Here is an 18,949-nt window from a genome sequence, read left to right as displayed (position 1 = left end):
GATGTACAGCCACGTGCGATTCGTGTTCTACGAGACCGACACCCATCAGCAGTATCGGCCGTCCTGTCTGCCCAAACCGGTCGACTTCGGCACAGAGGCGCGAATCCGAGCACAGTATCTGCTGGAGGTCGCCCGATTCATCGCGAAGAAGATCGCCGACGATCCCGTCACCGTCAACGGGACGGTTCTCAACGTCTTTCTCGCGCCGGAGTTCTACTTCCGCTCGTCGCAGGGCCAGGAGAGCGGACACAACCACTACGGACATTTCGATGTCCAACAGGCCCAGAATTCAATCAAGGATGCGGTCCGCGGTGACAGCCTGTTCAACGACTGGCTGCTGGTCCCCGGAACGGCGGTGTACAGCAAGAAGACATTCGACTCCCAGGGATCCTTCAAATACGTCATCTTCAGCGAGGCCTACGCCGTGGCGCGGGTCTCGGCGCAGGTCACGACGGGAAACCAGCTCTTCCACTGGACCTGCATGAAGCAGGACTTCTCCGACGTGGACCATCTCGACAACGACGTCAACGCCATGAGCACAGGCAAGACAAGCGCCCAACACGCCCACCGTCAGGTCATCTCCGTTGGTGGCCTCGAAATCGGGATCGAGATCTGTCTGGATCACAGAAGCGAGGTGCTCAAGACCACGGCGGTCGCCCAGCAACCCGCCCGGAACGTGGACATCCAGCTACTGCCCGCCTGTGGGATGGACGCCATCCCGACGAGCGTTGCGGCCCGGACCGGTGGCTACGTGCTGCGGTGCAACGGCAACAACTACCAGCCGCCGCGGGGGAAGGCCTACCAGGTCGGGGCCTGGCCGAACGGGCATCCGACCGCCGGCACCGCCCCGATACTCACGGAGATCGACACCGGGATACTGGTCTACACCCTCCCCAGCACGCTCCAGATCAACCCCAGCCCGTGGATCCCCGACCGGGTGGGATACCTGCGCCCTCAGCCGTTGTGACCGGCCGCCCGGGCTGACCGGCGAGGCCCGTCTCGCGCACCGTGACGCTGAGCCGCCCGTGCCGCATACCCAGCTCGGGCGGGGCGCTGCCCGGCATCGTCCGTGGGACTCCGTGATAGGCCAGCCGGGACGGTCCTCCGAACACGAACAGATCCCCGCTTCGCAACTCAACGTCACGCCACGGGCGGGTGCGCGTATGCGGATTGCCGAACCGAAACACGCACACATTACCAATACTGAAAGAAACCACCGGCGCCATCATGTGTTCCGCCCGGTCCTGATGAAGACCGAGACGGGCATCGTCGTCGTAATAATTCACGATTGCCGCGTCCGGACAATAGGAAGCCGGCTCGGCGGACACCGTCGGGTCGATACCACTGGCATCGACGACCGCCGCACGCGCCATCTCCACGAGCCATGCCGGCAGCGGCTTGACCGGTGCGCCGTCACCGTCGCTGTCGTCTGCGTACCGGGAATAGCGATAGGGCGACCAGTGCCAGCCGAGGCAGACCGACTCGACCCGCAGCGGCGTTCCGTCCGGCATACGTGGATGGCGCAGACCCGCGGGCGGTGCCGCCCAACGTCGGGCCGCACCAAGCATACGTCGCTGCTCTGCGCTATCGAGCCAGTCCGGCAGGAGAACGGCACCCGGCGCGACCACGGCCGCCGAGCGACCGAAAAGGCCGTCATCCATCGTCGTCCATCGGTCAGTTACCCACCTGCCACAGCCGCACCGTCGCATCGCCGTCGCCGCTGGCCAGAAGCGTCCCAACCGGGGAGAACCCCACCGAGGTCACCCAGCTGCTACCGCTGGTCGGCGGCTGACCGGTCAGCGGCTCGCCGAGCGGACGGGGTGCGGTCGGGTCGGCCACACCCCACACCCGGACCGTCCCGTCGCCACCCGCGCTCGCCAGGAGCGTCCCATCCGGGGAGAACGCCACCGACCGCACCCAGCTGGTCTGGCCGGTCAGCGGCGGACCGAGTGGATGGGGCGCGGTCAGGTCGGCCATGTCCCACAACCGGACCGTCCCGTCGTCACCCGCGCTGGCCAGCAACCTCCCCGTCGGGGCGAACGCCACTGACCGGACCTTGCCGACCTGGCCGGTCAACGGCTGGCCGAGCGGACGCGGGACGGCCGGGTCTGCGGGGCCGGCCGGGTCGGCCACATCCCACAGCCGCACGGTGCCATCCCAGCTGGCGCTGGCAAGCGTGCGCCCGTCCGGGGAGAACGCCACCGACTCCACGGCGTCGGTGTGGCCGACCAGTGGCCCGCCCAACAGGTGGGCGGCGACCCGATCGGACACGTCCCACAGTCGCACCGTGTGGTCGAAGCCAGCGCTGGCAAGCGTCCGCCCGTCCGGGGCGAACACCACCGACCACACAGCACCGGTATGGCCGACCAGCGGCTTGCCGAGCGGGCGGGGGACGGTCGGGTCGGTGAGGTCCCACAGCCGCACCGTCCAGTCCTCGCCGGCGGTGGCCAGCGTCCGCCCGTCCGGGGAGAACGCGACCGCGTACACCCCACCGGTGTGGCCGGTCAGGGGCTGGCCGAGCGCGCGGTGAGCGGTCGGCACGGTGACATCCCACAGCCGTACCGTGCCGTCGCCACCGGCGCTGGCCAGCGTCCGCCTGTCCGGGGAGAAGGCCACCGACCGCACCTCGCCGGTGTGGCCGGTCAGCGGCGGGTCGAGTGCCCGGAAGGTGGGAACCGGCGTCGGCGCCATGGACGTGGAGGGGGGCACAGGTGGGACGGGCCGGTGCCGGGGCCGGGGCGTCAGGGCGACGTAGGCAAGGACTGCGCCGACCAGGAACAGTGCGACAACGGCGACCGCAACGGCGATCCGACGGTGCCGGATCGGGTCGGTGCCCGGCCCCGGCGGTATCCGGACGGTCGGTGTCGGTGCCTGTGCCGATACCGGCGGGATGGCCACGGACAGCTGGTCGGCGGCGGCGCGGATGTCGTCGTCGAGCCGGAGCACAATGCCGGAACGGGCGGTCCATCCCGGGCCATAGGCGGCGGCCGCGGCGCCGGCCAGGTCGAGGGCGAAGGCGTGCGCGGAAGGCTGGCGGGCTTTCGGGTCCGTGGCCAGCGCGCACATGATCACATCGGCGATCGGTGCGGGCACCCCGGCCGGCGGTGGCGGGACGGTGCCGAGGTGGTGCTGTGGGGGCACATCTGACGGCAGACTCGGGTCGAAGGGCGGCGTCCCGGTCAGCAGGTGGTAGAGCACGATCCCGAGGGCGTACAGGTCGGTGCCCGGTCCCAGCCGACCGCCGGTGATCTGCTGCTCGGGGGCCATGTACCGCGGGGTCCCGACAACCGCACTGGCCGCGGCCGCCGATCCTGCCACGATCTTCGCAATGCCGAAGTCGGTGACTTTGACCAAGCCTGCGTCATCAAACAGGATGTTGTCCGGTTTGATGTCGCGATGCAGGACCCCCCGGTCATGGGTGTAGGACAGCGCCGCGGCGACCGCCAGTCCGACCGCGCAGGCGGTCTGCGGGGACATGTCGGCCCGCCGGCGGGTCAGCGTCCCCCCGCCCAACCTCTCCATGACGATCAGGTGCAGGTCGTCGTCGGCGACATAGTCGTGGACCCGCATCACATGTGGATGATCAAGGGCGGCGAGCAGCTGCGCTTCCGCCGCGAACCCCGCGGTCGCGTCGTCGAGATCCGCTACCAGAATCTTGATCGCAACGTCACGGTTCAGCCGACGGTGCCGGCCGGCCAGCACCAACCCGAACGTGCCCCAACCGAGTACCTCACCCAGCTCATAGCCAGGTAGCGCCGCGGCGACCCGCGCCGGGTCAAACGGCATGTACCGACGGTCGGCCGATTCCCGCGACCCCCGCCCCTACCAGCACAGATCCGCTCATCGTCTCCCCTGCACGCATCCCCCGGGTGCGCTGCGCCGATCCTACCCATCGGCCCCGGCCCCGACCCCCGGTCACCGTCCGCCGTCGTGAAACCCGGTTGGCGCCGACCCGACGCAGATCACGCGCGGGCGCCGCTCTCCTGCAGTCTCGTGTGTCATTCTCGGCTGAGAGCGCCCGCCGACAGGGGCGTGGATCAACCGGACAGATCCCAGCAGAAGGGAGGCGGAGCATGGATGAACAGGGCGTTGCCGCAAAGCTACAGCCTCTGCTGTACGAGCCCAATCCCAAACACAAACCGGTGCCCCTTCCCGGTAGGCGCATGGGTCAATCTGTCCTCGGGATGCCGCCGGGGAGGCTCTCCTCGCGACAAGCGACCTGTACGGCCAGAAGAGGTATGCAACCGATGGCGCCCGCCCGTACTACGCGCAACAACACGACGCTCAACGCAACGCATGGCACGGATATCCCGTCGACTGGGACGAGGTTCCCCCTTTGCTGGTAGGGGACTGGGTAGCGGCTGGAAAAGTCGATCGCCGGACGGTTCGCCGAGCGAAGAGGCGGCGGGAGCGGTGACTCTCAAGTGGGAGCGGTTCACCGGGAGCACAGACGTGTTTGCCGTGCGGCTCGGTTTTATGCCCGATCCTGACGAAGGCCGTGCGGCTGGCCCGGAAGAGTCGGCGTCATGGGGATCCCTTCAGCTGTGGGTCGAAGATCAGAATATCTGCACGCACATCGATCAAGGTGAAGTGCTGCAGAGCGTTCACTGGTATCTCCTACCCTTCCTGGAATGGCTCGTAGATTCATGGAACCCCCTGCTCCACGAGGAGCGTCCACCAAACCGCAACGCGGGTGATTCTGCCGTCTCCTCGCTCGAGGCAACCCGGAATGCTCCTGAGCTCGCCGGCGAAGCGGCGACTATCGCCTGGGAGCAAGAATGGTTCGAGTGGCGCGGGCGCCATGCGGTACGAACGGCTCGGGCCGGCGGGCTGTTTCCGAACGTGCTGTTTCGCCGCCTGCGTGACCACATAGAGATCAGCTGGGCGGAGGAGGGCCTCGCCGGCGCCCCCGAAGGCTTCCAGTTCAGCGCTACCGCAGGCAGGTCCCTGCTGACACCGGAAGAAGTCGCCGGCCCGCTCCACGAGGTCCTTGCCGCAGCTGTGGCGTATCTGGGGAACACCATCCCGGGTAGCGAACGCCTGGCGATACTACAAGCCAAAATCGGCAATCTGACCGTTCCAGCGCAACACGATATCCGGCTACGATGGCTCGCCGGCCTGGCAACCGCACCTCCCATGTCGAAACGACTTCTCGGCCGAACTACCGAGGAGGACATCAGGTCCACCTGGTCGGCAGTGCTGGGGGCGCTGGGGGGCCAGCGGCGGGACGAAGCTGTGCACGCTGCGCTGGCGACGGACGACACTCCGCTGGTCATAGCGGGTTCATGCCAGGCAGCCCTTTTGTTCGGCGCCGTGTCGCCAACGGTCTCAGAAGCCGACGTACGGACACTCGCACAGGTTCTCATCGATCAGTACAGCGCCTCGGACGTCGAATCGGAGTACTTGAAGGAGCTGACTACACAAGAATCACTTGGAGCTGCCGTCACGCCTTGGGAACAGGGCTACGACCTTGCCGAGTCGCTTCACCAGAAACTTCACGTCACAGGTGACTGGATCGACGTCGAGCACCTTTTTCAGGATCTCGGGATTGCCCGATTGGACCACGGGCTCGATGATCACACTATACGGGCCTGCAGCATTGTTGGTCCACAGCACAGGCCGACGGTCGTCGTCAACGGCAGCTCTTTCTATGCGGACAACCACGCAGCCGTGCGGTTCACCCTGGCACACGAACTCTGCCATATTCTTTATGATCGGGCGCAAGGGCGCCGCCTGGCAATTGCGAGCGGCCCCTGGGCACCCCGGGGAATCGAGCAGCGCGCGAACGCGTTCGCAGCCATGTTCCTGATGCCTCCGCACCTGGTGGCGACTGCCGTGGCGGACTCCCCCGACCCCATCAGCGACCCGAACGGGGTCCGAACGGTGGCGTCTCGCCTGCACGTCAGCAACCGTGCGGCAATCGAGCACCTCTACAATCTCACCCTTATGGACGAAAACCAGCGCGACGACCTGTTACGCAAGCTGGGCCTGACCATCTATTAGTTTGTCGTTTTCGGAACGGCGCGACGATCTGGCCGAAGCAGGATCCCGGTGACCCCCATCCGGGCCTATCGCTCGACAGCGTGACCCGGGGGTAGCCAGCGCGGGTCGCGGCCGGTGAAAGCAACAAGCCGGTCGACGGCGGCGGCATCCGCCGGCACCCCGACTTCCGGGCCGAAGGCGCCGCCGCGGTACTGGGGCTGGAGCATGTCGCGCAGCGCCGCCAACGCGAACTCCGCGTGTTCGGCGCTGAACGGCAGCGGTTGGCCGGTGGCCGCCGCCAGGTCCCACCCGTGCACCACGTACTCGCCGACCATCATCCGGTAGACGAAGGGACCCGGCGTGGGGGATCCGGTGAGCGCGACCATGGCTTGCGGCCCGCCGGCGCGCCACCGCCGCAGCACGCTGGCGGCCGCGTCCGCGAAGTCCGTGGCGGGCTCGGGACCCGGTCCAAGCGTTTTCGGGTCCACTCCCGAACGGCCGGCAAAACCGGCATCGAACATCCGCAACCAGCTCACCATGTGCTCGACCAGCGCCTGAACGTCGAACATCGGACACGGAGTCGGCCGTTGCAGGGCATCCGTGGCAACAGCCGCGATCAGCGCCCGCGCCCCGGCCAGCACGCCTTCCAGCATCGCGCCGTCATCGGCAGCCGGGGCTCCCGTCGCCTGACCGGACGTCGCTTGACCGGACGTCGCGTGATCTGGTGCGTCAGAAGCTGTCGAAGTCACCCTGCCGAGCCTAGACCCATTGCCCTAACCCATAGCTGGACAGTTGGTTACCGATACGGACTGTCAATGGGAGCGATCGTCAGACGCGGATCACGCTCAGGCCCGGCACGTCCGCGTAGTCATCATCCTGACTGACCACCGGAACATCGAGGGCGAGCGCGATGGCGGGCTCGATGACGATGCGGGACAGGGTCCATTCCAGAGCCGGACGCCTGATGGGCGGATGCACCACCTCGACCAGCGTCGCCACACTGGTAATCACACGCATGTCGTCGGCGCGGGCCAGTGCGAGCCATGCGGTGACCTCGCGGTCGCGCAGGATGCTTGGCCGCAGCGATGCGCCGGACGGAAATGCCGGCCGGGCACCGGGCACGCCCGACGACCGCAGTGGGCGCGTATCGTGACATTCTTTACCCATGGTTGACGGGGGCGGGGTAACCGACACACCGGCGTCCGATGACGGCGGTCGCTACGACTTCTTCGTCAGTTACACCGGCGTGGACGCCGCCTGGGCAGAGTGGATCGCGTGGCAGCTTGAGGCCCAGGTACGGTTCGGCGAGCGGCGCGCACAGGTCTTCCTGCAGGCATGGGACCTCGTCCCGGGCACCGACTGGGCGGCCAGCATGCACCGCACGCTGCCGGCCTCAGCCCGGGTGGTGCCCGTCCTGTCCCCCACCTATCTGACCGATTCCCGGTACGGCAACGCCGAGTGGCTGGCGATCTGGCCGGACGACCCCGAGGGGCTCAAGCGCCGGATCGTGCCGGTGGTTGTCGCGCCGTGCAAGCCCACCGGGCTGCTGGCCACCATCAACTCCATCAATCTGGTCGGCCGTGACGAAGCAGCCGCCTCCGACACGCTGCTCGCGGGGATCACCGCTTCCGTCGAAGGCCGCGCGAAGCCCACCGTCGCCCCGCAGTTCCCCGGCCCGGACGGTCGCGCGGCGCGCGGCGCGGGCCAACCGGCTTTTCCCGGACCTGGCAGCGCAGGCGGGCAGCCGGCCGTCACGGTGCTGCACATTTCCGACACCCAGTTCGGAGCCCACCACATATTCGGCCGGGCCGGACTCACCGAAGCGGACCGCGCCCGCTCATCCCTGTTCGGCCGCCTGCACGACGACCTGCGGGACCGCGCCGAAATCGACGGCTTACGGCCGGACCTCGTTGTGATCACGGGCGACCTGACCGAGACCGGCGCGAAAGTCGAATTCGACCAGGCACACGATTTCCTCGTCGCGCTGGCGGAGAGCCTGGAACTCGACCGGAACCGGTTCGTGCTCATTCCCGGCAACCATGACGTCAACCGGCTGCTCTGCCAGGCCTATTTTCTGCAGTGCGAAGCGGCCAACGAGACTCCCCTCCCGCCGTACTGGCCGAAGTGGGGCTTCTTCGACGCCCTGCTCGGGCGGTTCTACGGCACCAATGCCGTGATCGGCTTCGCCGTCGGCGCGGAATGGTCCCTGATCGAGATCCCCGACCACAAAGTCGTCGTGGCCGGGTTGAACTCGACGATGGCCGAAACCCACGAAGAGCACTACGGCTGGCTCGGGGAACACCAGATTCGCACCGTCACCGACGCGCTGCGCCGCTACGAACGGGACGGCTGGCTACGGATCGGCGCCGTACACCACAGCCCCATCCGGGGTGCCACCTCGGACGACGAGAACCTCCGCGACGCGGACGACCTCGACCGGATCCTCGGCCCGCACCTCAACCTGCTACTCCACGGCCACACCGATGACGGTCGGGTCAGCTGGCTACCATCATCCGGGCTGCCGGTGGTCTCCACAGGCAGCGCCGCGGTCGACGCGCAGGCCCGCCTGCCCGAGATACTCAACCAGTATCAGCTTCTCCGCATCGACCGGGACAGCTTCACCCGCTGGACGGGAGACCTGCGTATCGACCCAGCCGGTAACTCCTGGTCGAGACGCACACCGCACACGTTCCACTCGGTGCACGCGACATTTCCGACCTCACCCGGGGACAACGGTGATATATCGGACCAGCCGCCCCTGCCACCCGACGCGCTGGACGAGATCGCCGAGGTGGTCCGCCTGCGCTTCCCGGACGCAACGGTCGAGCGGATCGACGCGTCCGGCGAGCGGCCCGCGCATCTGCGGGTACGGCGGGCCGAGGGCCAGGTGGTGGAACAGCGGGTCGTCGGTCTGGTCGAGGGCACGGTGGACACGGCGGCAGTCGACGAGTTCGCCACGACAGTCCAGGCGCCGCACCTGAGTGCTTTCCCCGGCCTGTTCACCGACCTCATTTACATCGGGGGGACGCAGGCAGCGCCGGAGCTGGTCGACCACGCCGCACGGAAGGGCATTCGGCTGCTGAGCATGCTCGAATACCAGGGTGTAATGGACCTACGCGGCTACGTCACGCGGCAGACCGCCCGGCTACGCGCCGACACGGACTACCTGCCGGAGCTGTATGTGCCGCAACGGATCCGCAGGGTCGATCGCATGGCCGGCATAGTTGATGGCACTGCTCTTGACCGGATAGTCGAGTGGCTGACGACCGACGAAGCCCGGTTCATCCTCGTACTCGGCGACTCCGGCCACGGCAAGACCTTCCTCACCCACGAACTCGCCCTGGCGTTACCCCGCCGCATCCCACATGTGGACCCGATGCTGATCGAACTGCGGCAACTTGAGAAGTCATTCGAGCTCGACCGGCTCATAGCCCAGCACCTGGTGGACTCCCAGATCCGCCGGCCAGACCTCGACGCCTTCCGCTACATGCTGGCCCAGGGCCGACTAGTACTGATCTTCGATGGCTTCGACCAGCTCGCGGCCCGGGTCACCTACGAGCGCGCGGTCGCGCACCTGGACACCCTGCTGGCCGCGCTCAACGATCGAGCGAAAATCGTCGTCACGAGCCGGGCCGAGTTCTTCCTGACTGACGACGAGGTGCTGAGGAAAACCGGGGAGAAGGTCGAGCGGATATTTGGCCGGTTCATCGTCCGGCTTGAGGACTTCACACCTGAGGAGATCCGTAATTTCCTGGTCAACCGCTTCACAAGCACGCTGTCCGGGGAGTTTCCCGCCTCGGACGCCCGCCGTGCCGAGGCGGAACGGCGCGCGGCAGTCCGGCTGGACCTGATCCAGCACGTGCGGGACCTCCCCGACCTGGCACGTAACCCGCGACTGCTGTCGTTCATCGCCGAGTTGGATGAGGATTGGCTGCGCGCGGCGCGCCAGCGTGGCGGTACGGTCACCGCGGCCGACCTGTACCGGGAACTCCTCGGCCAATGGCTGACCTACGAGCACACTCGGTCACCAGTTCTGACCCTCAGCGAGCGCGAGTTCGCCGTCACCGAACTCGCCGTGGCCATGTGGCGCGACGGTGTGGCGTTCATCGACGTGACCAGACTAACCGAGATCGCCGCCAGAGTGCTCCCTGCGATGCGCGACCCCCGCGGTCTCACCCCGGCCGAGACCGCCATGCTGGTCGGTTCGGGTACGGCACTGCGCCGGGATGCCGACGACAAGTTCTCCTTCATCCATTCCTCGGTGATGGAGTACCTGGTCGCCGCCGAAATCGCCAGACAGCTCGTGGCAACGGCCGGCCATCCCAATGGCCTCCTCGCGGCACGGGAGATGTCGGAGTTGATGGCCGACTTCTTCGCAGACCTGGCCGACCGGAACGAGGCGGCGCGCTGGGCCCAGAACACCGTCGACGATCCGAACGCGCCCGCGGTGGCACAAGCGAACGCGCTGGTGGTCGCGCGGCGGCTGGACATCCCGCTGCGGACGGGAGCGAAGCTGGCCGACGCCGATCTCGCCGGCCACGACCTCGCCGGCCGGGACCTGCGCGGCGCCGATCTGCGCCGGACGAACCTCACCGACGCCCGCCTCGACCACGCCGACCTGCGCGGCGCCGACCTACGCGGCGCCATCCTCACCGGGGCCTCCCTGGCGGGGACCGCGCTCGACGGCGCGGACCTGACCGGAGCGAAACTGACCGGAGCGACGGTTCGCGACGTCAACGCGGAGCGGGTAATGGCCCGCAAGGCCGCCCTCGACGGCATCCAGATCATCGGCGGGATGCTGCCCGGGCTCGATCTGGCCGGCGCGTCGATGAAGCAGGCGAGGGTGACCGGCACCGAACTCACCGGAGCGGACCTGACCGGAGCGGACCTGCACGGTGCCCGCTTCGTCGACGCGGACCTGACCGGCGCGGTCCTGACGGAAAGCCGGTGGTCACGGGCGGCGGTTCTCGGTGGGCAGCTCGGCGCCGCCCGAGACGCGCCCGAGTTGGCCGCGGCAGCGGTCGCCCGTCGAGACCCCGCGCAGGCAATGCTGCGGTCGCCTGCCTCGCCAGAGAATGCAGTGGCGTTCTCCCCGGACGGCACCATGATCGCATCTGGAGGGGATGACCGGACGGTCCGACTGTGGGACACCGCCACCGGCCAACAGATCCGCACCCTGACCGGGCACACCGGCCGGGTGTGGTCGGTGGGATTCTCCCCGGACGGCACCATGATCGCCTCCGGGTCGAGCGATCACAAGATCCGGCTGTGGGACACCGCCACCGGCGGGGAGATGCGCACCCTGACCGGGCACACCGGCCGGGTCCGGTCGGTGGGATTCTCCCCGGACGGCACCATGATCGCCTCCGGATCGGACGACGGCAGGGTCCGACTGTGGGACACCACCGGCCAGCAGATCGCGGAGATGACCGGCCACGGCAGCCCGGTGTGGTCGGTGTCGTTCTCCCCGAACGACACCATGCTCGCCTCCGGAGGAGACGACCGCACAGTCCGACTGTGGGACACCGCCACCGGCGGGGAGTTGCGCACCCTGATCGGCATCGGCAGCCCGGTGTGGTCGGTGGCATTTTCCCCGGACGGCACCATGATCGCATCTGGATCGGACGACGGCAAGGTCCGACTGTGGAACACCGCCACCGGCCAACTCCTACACACCCTGACCGGCCTCACCAACCCGAAGGTGGTGGGCAGCATATGGGACGACACCGAGCCTGACGGCCAGCGCTTTGCCCCCACCGCCCGCACCAAACCGGTGCGGGCGGTGGGGTTCTCCCCGGATGGCACCATGATCGCCTCCGGATCGGACGACCACATGGTCCGACTGTGGAACACCGCCACCGGCCAACAGATCCGCACCCTTACTGGTCACACCAGCCCGGTGTGGTCGGTGGCATTCTCCCCGGACGGCACCATGATCGCCTCCGGATCGGACGACCACACGGTCCGACTGTGGGACACCACCGCCAACCAACAGATCCGCATCCTGACCGGCCACAGCGACCGGGTGTGGTCGGTGGGATTCTCCCCGGACGGCACCATGATCACCACCGGGTCGGGCGATCGCGCGGTCCGGCTCTGTGACACCACCACCGGCGACCAGACCGCGCTTATGATCGCCCCCACCAAACGGGTGTGGTCAATGGCATTCTCCCCGGACGGCACCATGATCATATCCGGGGGAGACGACGGCAAGATCCGACTGTGGGACACCGCCACCGGCCACCAGATCCGGACCCTGCCCGGCCAAGCCAGCCGGGTGTGGTCGGTGCGGTTCTCCCCGGACGGCACCATGATTGCCTCCGGGTCGAGTGATCACAAGGTCCGGCTGTGGGGCACCGCCACCAACCAGCAGATCGCGGAGATGACCGGCCACACCGACCGGGTGTGGTCGGTGCGCTTCTCTCCGGACGGCACCATGATCGCTTCCGGATCGGACGACCACACGGTCAGGCTCTGGAACACCGCCACCGGCCAACAGATCCGCATCCTGCCTGGTCACACCAGCCCGGTGTGGTCGGTGGCATTCTCCCCGGACGGCACCATGATCGCCTCCGGGGGAGACGACCGCACGGTCAGGCTCTGGAACACCACCACCGGCCAACAGATCCGCACCCTTACTGGTCACACCAGCCCGGTGTGGTCGGTGGCATTCTCCCCGGACGGCACTATGATCGCCTCCGGATCGAGCGATCGCACGGTCCGGCTGTCGGACACCACCACCGGCGCCGAACTGCGCACCCTCACCGGCCACACCAGCACGGTGCGGTCGGTGGAATTTTCCCCCGACGGCACCATGATCGCATCTGGGTCGGACGACGCCACGGTCCGGCTGTGGGACACCGCCACCGGCCGCTCGATCGCGACTTTGATCGGCGTTCGGGACGGGTGGGCGCTCCTACGTCCGGACGGTTCGTACAAGCTCGTCGGTGAACCGGACGGCTCTTTCTGGTGGGTGATCGGGAACGTCCGCTTCGAGCCCGGCGAGCTGGACGGCTACGACCCGACCGTCCGGCGGCTCTCGGAAGACACACCGCTACCCCTACCCCCCGTCCCGCCCCGGGCGCGGTTGACCTGACGTTCGCTTGCGCCTCTGGCCTTCCCTCGAACGGCCGGCGACGAACGCCGGTGACGACGGGATCGGCCCGGTCTCCCGCAGCGATCGTCAGACGCGGATCACGCTCAGGCCCGGCACGTCCGCGTAGTCATCATCCTGACTGACCACCGGAACGTCGAGGGCGAGCGCAGTGGCGGCGATCCACGCGTCGTTCACCGTCATCCGCCGGCCGGAGTCACGCAACGCAACCCGCAAGCGCGCCCACGCCTGGGCCACACCATCGTCGATCGGCACCGGGTCAAGGTCCAACGCCTCCTGCAGCGTGGTGAGCCTCCGGTCACACGCAGCCAGATTCCGAGCGGCCAGCGAGCCCGGCCGCGGTCACAGCGGCGGCAGATCGTCCGTGGTGTCCGCGGCCAGCTCGTCGAGGTCGGCCCGGAGTTCGGGATCGGCCTGTCGGGACAGGAACCGGCGCACGAACTCCTCGCGGCTGATGAACCGGGGACGGCGGCCCACGGCGGCGAGCCGGGCGACAGGCCGACCGTCAACGGTGATGAGCAGCTCCTCACCGGCCGGATCCGATACGGAGGGTGATCGGACGGCTAGTTGCCAAGTGCGTTGGGGGCGTACCTACGCCACCATGCGACAAGCGCAGCAGCCGGCTACAACCGGCCGGCCGTGCTGGCTGAAGATCAATGGATGCGGAATACGGGATGAGGGATGCGGCGCTTGATCAGGTTGCGACCACGCTGTGGTCGGACCAACCTCGGCGTACCGCGTCCGACCTGGCGATCCTATGCTTCCTCAGTGCCTGTATCGCGCAAGCGGAAGAAAACCCGCACGTCCAAGGCCTCGGCCCGCAACTCCAAGGCCTCGACCCGGCCAATCAAGCCGACGATCCGGTCCGATTCGGACGACCAGTCCCAGGATGAGCTCACAAAGGCCTTGGCCGGTCTTGTCACCTACCGACGTCACGTGGACGCGCGTAAGGCGGCCCTTGCCGCATCGGCGGCCGACGCTCTCGTCGCCGAACTCGTCGCGTTCACACCGAGCCAACCCGATTCCGAGCTTGAAGATGACCTGTGCCGCCGACTCGGGGCGCGGCTGCGGGAGTTCGAAGACGAACCGATCGACGACCATGTGGACCCCGACCGACTCGCCGGGGCCGTCGTCACCGCAGCCGCCGCAGCCGTCCGCTCGGCACTGGACGCGACACTGGAGACGTTGACAACCGAGCCCGACTGCGAGCCCGACGGTGAGGAGCCCGACGGCTGGCGAGCACCGTGGCGGGTACTGACCACCGTGGCCCGCATCCTCCCCTTCCCGCTGAGCGCGACCACCGCCAACGCGATCGGAGACCTGCGCGATCATCCAGGCGGGCACGTACTGCCCACGACCCCCGGCGGCCCGACAATGACCGGGCAGGTCCTGTGGACACGCGACGCCTACGGCAGCCGCTTCGGCGTCACCACCGCGTTCACGACACTCAACGGGCCAGACCGCTGGTATCTGTGGGACATCGACGCCTGCGGATACCAGGCGTTCACCGTCCACAGCGCCTACTACGCCACAGCCGAGCAGGCGCTGGCAGCGTGGCGGGCCGGGGTTGGCGTTCTCGCTGCCGGCGAGACGGCCCTCACCGCGGTCGACGATCCTTGGTTGCTGGCCGACCTGCTGCCCACCGAGGAAGGATTGTTCCGGGCAGACGGAGAGAACGCGGACCAGCCCGCCGAGTACCACCGGAGCAGACGCCTCGCCGAAGCGGCGATCAAAAGCTTCGGAGCGCGTCAGGCCGCGCCGCACACAGACCTCGACGCCGCCGGCGCAGCCGCAGAGTTCACCGCCTGGCTGCGGGCACACCGAGCCGCCCAGCCACAAGCCGACCAGCCACAGCCGGCCGAGCTGGAAGAACTGATCACGGAACTGGTGGATTCCTGGCATATCGACGGCCCAACCGCCCTGTACGGCACCTGCTCGCCGCACCGGGTCGCCCTGACCGTCCTGCATCTGCGCAACTACTACCAGGACGACTTCGCCGCCCAGCTCGTCGCCCTGCTCCCCGAGTGGGCCTGCTGGCTCGCCGAGCGCAACAGGACCGCATCCGAGTTGGCCGAACGCTGCCGACCATACGCTCTGGGCGAGACACACCCCGACGTTGGCAGCGACGACTCCAGGCCGGACTATCGCGCCCGCGTGACCGAGTAGCCCGCCGCGCAGCGGGAGGGTCGGCAACACGGCTTCAGACCCCTGGCACTTCAGATCTTGATGAGAGTAACCCGCCGGCCACAGAGCACCATGAGATCGTCAGGGTCCGACGTGAGCACGGTGACGGGGCTGGGGCCGGCGAGCGCGGTGGCGCAGAGCATGGCGTCGATCGCGTGTTTGTGACCATGCAGACCCGCATCGCCCAGGAGAGCCGCCGCCTGGCGGGCAATGTCCTCGGTGACGGGCTCGACGACGATGCGGGACAGGGTCCATTCCAGCGCCGGACGCCTGATGTGCGGGTGTACCACCTCGACCAGCGTCGCCGCACTGGCGATCACACGCATGTCGTCGGCGCGGGCGAGTGCGAGCCAGGCGGTGACCTCCCGGTCGCGCTGTACCGCTTTGGCGAGTCCTTCACCGTCCAGAACCAGGGTGCCGCCCGGCGCCGCGGGCGCGCGGATCATGCCGCGCTCGAGCCGGCGATGCCCTGCTGCTCGCGGGCGCGCAGCAGGGCATCGCGCCTGGCCTGAATCTCCTCATCGGTGATCGGTCCGTGTTCGGCCTCCGCGACCGCGATCAGGTCGTTGAGGTTGTCGCGTTCGATCTGGCGCGCGACGGCCGCGGCGACGTATGCGGACAGGCCCGAGGGACCGCCGCGGGCGCGAGCCGCCTCGGCGACGTCCCGAGGCATTGTGATCGAGTACTTCTGGGTAGGCTCGCTCATACTCCTTATGCTACCTCGGGTACTCCCGCTGGATGGTTGACCGCACGACCGGGGCGGGCGCGTATCGTGACATTCTTTACCCATGGTTGACGGGGGCAGGGTCACCGACACAGGGGTAACCGACACGGCGGCGTCCGATGACGGCGGTCACTACGACTTCTTCGTCAGTTACACCGGCGCGGACGCCGCCTGGGCGGAGTGGATCGCGTGGCAGCTTGAGGCCCGGGTGCGGTTCGGCGAACGGTCCGGCGAGCGGTCCGCGCGGGTGTTCGTGCAGGCGTGGGACCTCGTCCCGGGCACGAACTGGGCGACCAGCATGCAGCTCGCGCTGCCGGTCTCGGCCCGGGTGGTGCCTGTCCTGTCCCCCACCTATCTGGCTGAATCCCGGTACGGCAACGCCGAGTGGCTGGCGATCTGGCCGGAGGACCCCGAGGGGCTCAAACGCCGGATCGTGCCGGTCCGGGTCGCGGACTGCCGGCCCGATGGCCTGCTGCGGTCGATCACCTATATCGATCTGGTCGGCCGCGACGAGACGGCCGCCGCCGACAGGCTGTTGGCGGGGATCACCGGCTCCGTCGAAGGTCGGGCGAAGCCCGCTGTCGCCCCGCAGTTCCCCGGCCCGGACGGTCGCGCGGTGCGTGGTGCCGACCAACCGAATTTCCCCGGAGCTGCCAGTGCGGTCACCGCCGCGGGCAGGACAGCCGCGGGCAGGCCGGACAAGGCCACGGAGCCGGCCGTCACGGTGCTGCACATCTCCGACATCCAGTTCGGGGCGCACCACGTGTTCGGCCGGGCCGGACTCACCGAGGCCGACCGCGCCCACTCGTCCCTGTTCGCCCGGTTGCACGACGATCTGCGAGGCCGAGCCGACACCGAGGGGCTGCGACCGGACCTCGTCGTGGTCACCGGTGACCTGGCCGAGACCGGCGACGAGAACGAGTTCGACCAGGTATACGACTTCCTCGTCGCACTGGCGGAACGCCTGGAACTCGACCGGAACCGGTTCGTGGTCATCCCTGGCAACCACGACGTCAACCGGCTGCTCTGCCAGTCCTACTTTCTGCGTGAGCAGGCCTTCAAGCGGAATCCCCAGCCGCCGTACTGGCCGAAGTGGGAATGCTTCGACGCCCTGCTGCGGCGGTTCTATGGTATCGACGCCGCGATCGGCTTCGGTGTCGGCGCGGAATGGTCGCTGGTCGAGATCCCCGACCGCAAAGTCGTCGTGGCCGGGCTGAACTCGACGATGGCCGAAACGCACGAGGAGCACTACGGCTGGCTCGGGGAACACCAGCTCCGTACCGTCACCGAGGCGCTGGCCGGCTACGAGCGGGACGGCTGGCTACGGATCGGCGCCGTGCACCACAACCCCATCCGGGGCGCCACCTCCGATGACGAGAACCTGCGCGACGTCGACGATCTGGACCGTATCCTCGGCCCGCACCTGAACCTGCTGTTGCACGGCCATACCCACGACGGCCGGGCCAGCTGGCTGCCGTCCGGGCTGCCGGTCACATCCACGGGCAGCGCCGCGGTCGACACACCCGCCCGTCCGGCTGCGGTGCCCAACCAGTACCAGCTGCTCCGCATCGACCGAGACGGGTTCACCCGCTACGCCCGCCGCTACGAGCCCGACCAGAAACGTTGGACCGGTGACCTGCGGGTCGACCCGGCCGGCAGCTCGTGGTCGGTGCGCACACCGCATGCGTTCCGGTCGGTGCAGGCGGCGTTTCCGTCCCCGGCCGGGGACGACGACGAGGAGGGTGAACCAGGCCGGCGCCCGCGCGAACCGTATGGCCGGGGTATGGACGGCGACGGCCTTCCTGACGGGTTGTCCGGGGCGCCGCGGCGGCGGCAACCGGACACGCTGGACGAAATCGCCGAGGTGGCCCGGCTGCACCACCCGGACGCGACGGTCACGCGGATCGAGGCGTCCGGCGGACTGCCCGCCCGCCTGGATATGTGGTGTGCCAAGGGCGGCACCGTGGAGTACGGGCTCGTCGGCCTGATCGACGGCGAAGCGGACGACGCCACGGTTGACGAGTTCGCCACAACGGTCCAGGCCAGGTATCCGCCGCACCGCCGCAATCTGGTCACCGAGCTCGTCTACACCGGGGGAACACCGGCCACCCCCGAGCTGGTCGCCCACGCCGCGCGGAACGGTATGCGGCTGTTGAGCATGCTCGAATACCAGGGCGTCCTGGACCTGCGCGGCTACGTCGACCGCCAGACCGCCCGGCTTGACGCCGACCCGGACTACCCACCCGAGCTGTATGTGCCGCAGCGCATCCGGCGGATCGACCGCACCACCGTCACCGCCCCCGCCCTCCAACAGATCGTCGAGTGGTTGACCACGGATGAGGCCCGGTTCATCCTTGTGCTCGGCGATTCCGGCCACGGCAAGACCTTTCTGACGCACGAGCTTGCCCTGGCGTTACCCCGCCGCTTGCCGCATGTGGACCCGATGCTGATCGAGCTGCGGCAGCTGGAGAAGTCCCTCGAGCTCGACCGGCTCGTCGTCCAGCATCTGGTGGACTCCGAGGTCCGCCGGCCGGACCTGGACGCCTTCCGTTACATGCTGGCTCAGGGCCACCTCGTGTTGATCTTCGATGGTTTCGACGAGCTCGCGGCCCGGGTCACCTACGAGCGCGCGGTCGCGCACCTGGACACGCTGCTGGCCGCCCTCGACAATCGGGCGAAGATCGTCGTGACGAGCCGAGCCGAGTTCTTCCTCACCGACGACGAGGTGTTGAAGAAGACCGGGGAGAAGGTCGAGCAGACGTTCGGCCGGTTCATCGTCCGGCTGGCGGAGTTCACCCCCGACCAGATCCATGACTTTCTGGTCGGACGCTTCACCCGCACGCTGTCGGTGGAGTTTCCCGACGCCGATGCCTGCCGCGTGGAAGCACAACAACGGGCAACAGCCCGCCTCGAGCTGATCCGGGAAGTGCGGGACCTCCCCGACC

12 protein-coding genes and 1 pseudogene are annotated in these 18,949 nt (G+C 68.3%); 5 read left to right on the top strand and 8 right to left on the bottom strand.

From position 1 onward, the window contains the following. The first annotated feature begins 1 nt into the window (after position 1). The gene (locus U9983_RS10580; RefSeq protein WP_322753837.1) at positions 2-967 is read left to right on the top strand and encodes a hypothetical protein; all 966 of its coding nucleotides are present in this window, start codon (positions 2-4) and stop codon (positions 965-967) included. On the opposite strand, the gene U9983_RS10575 is transcribed toward U9983_RS10580, so the two are convergent. Then, a complete protein-coding gene (locus tag U9983_RS10575; RefSeq protein WP_322753836.1) occupies positions 909-1,661 on the bottom strand; it encodes an alpha-ketoglutarate-dependent dioxygenase AlkB in 753 nt (250 codons plus the stop codon). The genes U9983_RS10580 and U9983_RS10575 overlap by 59 nt on opposite strands. A 13-nt stretch (positions 1,662-1,674) precedes the next feature. After that, on the bottom strand, positions 1,675-3,786 hold the full coding sequence (locus tag U9983_RS10570; RefSeq protein WP_322753835.1) for a serine/threonine-protein kinase: 2,112 nt from the start codon (positions 3,784-3,786) through the stop codon (positions 1,675-1,677). A gap of 666 nt (positions 3,787-4,452) precedes the next feature. On the opposite strand from U9983_RS10570, the gene U9983_RS10565 reads away from it, so the two are divergent. Beyond that, on the top strand, positions 4,453-6,003 hold the full coding sequence (locus tag U9983_RS10565) for an ImmA/IrrE family metallo-endopeptidase (protein ID WP_322753834.1): 1,551 nt from the start codon (positions 4,453-4,455) through the stop codon (positions 6,001-6,003). 65 nt (positions 6,004-6,068) lie between these two features. Here U9983_RS10565 and U9983_RS10560 read toward each other — a convergent pair whose 3' ends face one another. After that, positions 6,069-6,635, bottom strand: a complete 567-nt coding sequence (locus U9983_RS10560) for a TIGR03086 family metal-binding protein (RefSeq protein WP_322753833.1) — start codon at positions 6,633-6,635, stop codon at positions 6,069-6,071. Positions 6,636-6,897: 262 nt separating this feature from the next. Then, positions 6,898-7,149, bottom strand: a pseudogene (locus U9983_RS10555) (hypothetical protein); the annotation flags it as partial. Between U9983_RS10555 and U9983_RS10550 the strand changes: the two are divergent. Then, the gene (locus tag U9983_RS10550) at positions 7,148-13,078 is read left to right on the top strand and encodes a pentapeptide repeat-containing protein (RefSeq protein ID WP_322753832.1); all 5,931 of its coding nucleotides are present in this window, start codon (positions 7,148-7,150) and stop codon (positions 13,076-13,078) included. The pseudogene U9983_RS10555 and the gene U9983_RS10550 overlap by 2 nt on opposite strands. Before the next feature lie 87 nt (positions 13,079-13,165). On the opposite strand, the gene U9983_RS10545 is transcribed toward U9983_RS10550, so the two are convergent. Both U9983_RS10545 and U9983_RS10540 read right to left on the bottom strand, forming a co-directional pair. Then, positions 13,166-13,408 carry a PIN domain-containing protein gene (locus U9983_RS10545; RefSeq protein WP_322753842.1) on the bottom strand — a complete coding sequence of 81 codons (243 nt, stop codon included), beginning with the start codon at positions 13,406-13,408 and terminating at the stop codon, positions 13,166-13,168. A gap of 30 nt (positions 13,409-13,438) precedes the next feature. Continuing rightward, positions 13,439-13,573 (bottom strand): hypothetical protein, encoded by a 135-nt coding sequence (locus tag U9983_RS10540; protein ID WP_322753831.1) that lies wholly within the window; start codon positions 13,571-13,573, stop codon positions 13,439-13,441. A gap of 291 nt (positions 13,574-13,864) precedes the next feature. Between U9983_RS10540 and U9983_RS10535 the strand changes: the two genes are divergently transcribed. Continuing rightward, positions 13,865-15,262, top strand: coding sequence for a hypothetical protein (locus U9983_RS10535; protein WP_322753830.1), 1,398 nt, complete (start codon positions 13,865-13,867; stop codon positions 15,260-15,262). A gap of 50 nt (positions 15,263-15,312) precedes the next feature. Here U9983_RS10535 and U9983_RS10530 read toward each other — a convergent pair whose 3' ends face one another. Continuing rightward, positions 15,313-15,726, bottom strand: coding sequence for a hypothetical protein (locus U9983_RS10530; protein WP_322753829.1), 414 nt, complete (start codon positions 15,724-15,726; stop codon positions 15,313-15,315). Continuing rightward, positions 15,723-15,986: a hypothetical protein gene (locus tag U9983_RS10525; protein WP_322753828.1), complete on the bottom strand. Its 264-nt coding sequence runs from the start codon at positions 15,984-15,986 to the stop codon at positions 15,723-15,725. The genes U9983_RS10530 and U9983_RS10525 overlap by 4 nt, the downstream gene beginning before the upstream one ends. A gap of 82 nt (positions 15,987-16,068) precedes the next feature. Between U9983_RS10525 and U9983_RS10520 the strand changes: the two genes are divergently transcribed. Next, positions 16,069-18,949, top strand: a 2,881-nt coding sequence (locus U9983_RS10520; RefSeq protein WP_322753827.1) for a TIR domain-containing protein, incomplete at its 3' end; no start/stop codon positions are given.

The organism is Protofrankia sp. Cas3 (assembly GCF_963555955.1).
Lineage (GTDB): Bacteria > Actinomycetota > Actinomycetes > Frankiales > Frankiaceae > Protofrankia.
Note: the sequence above shows the minus strand (reverse complement) of the source record. Positions and strands in the feature narration are given on the sequence as shown.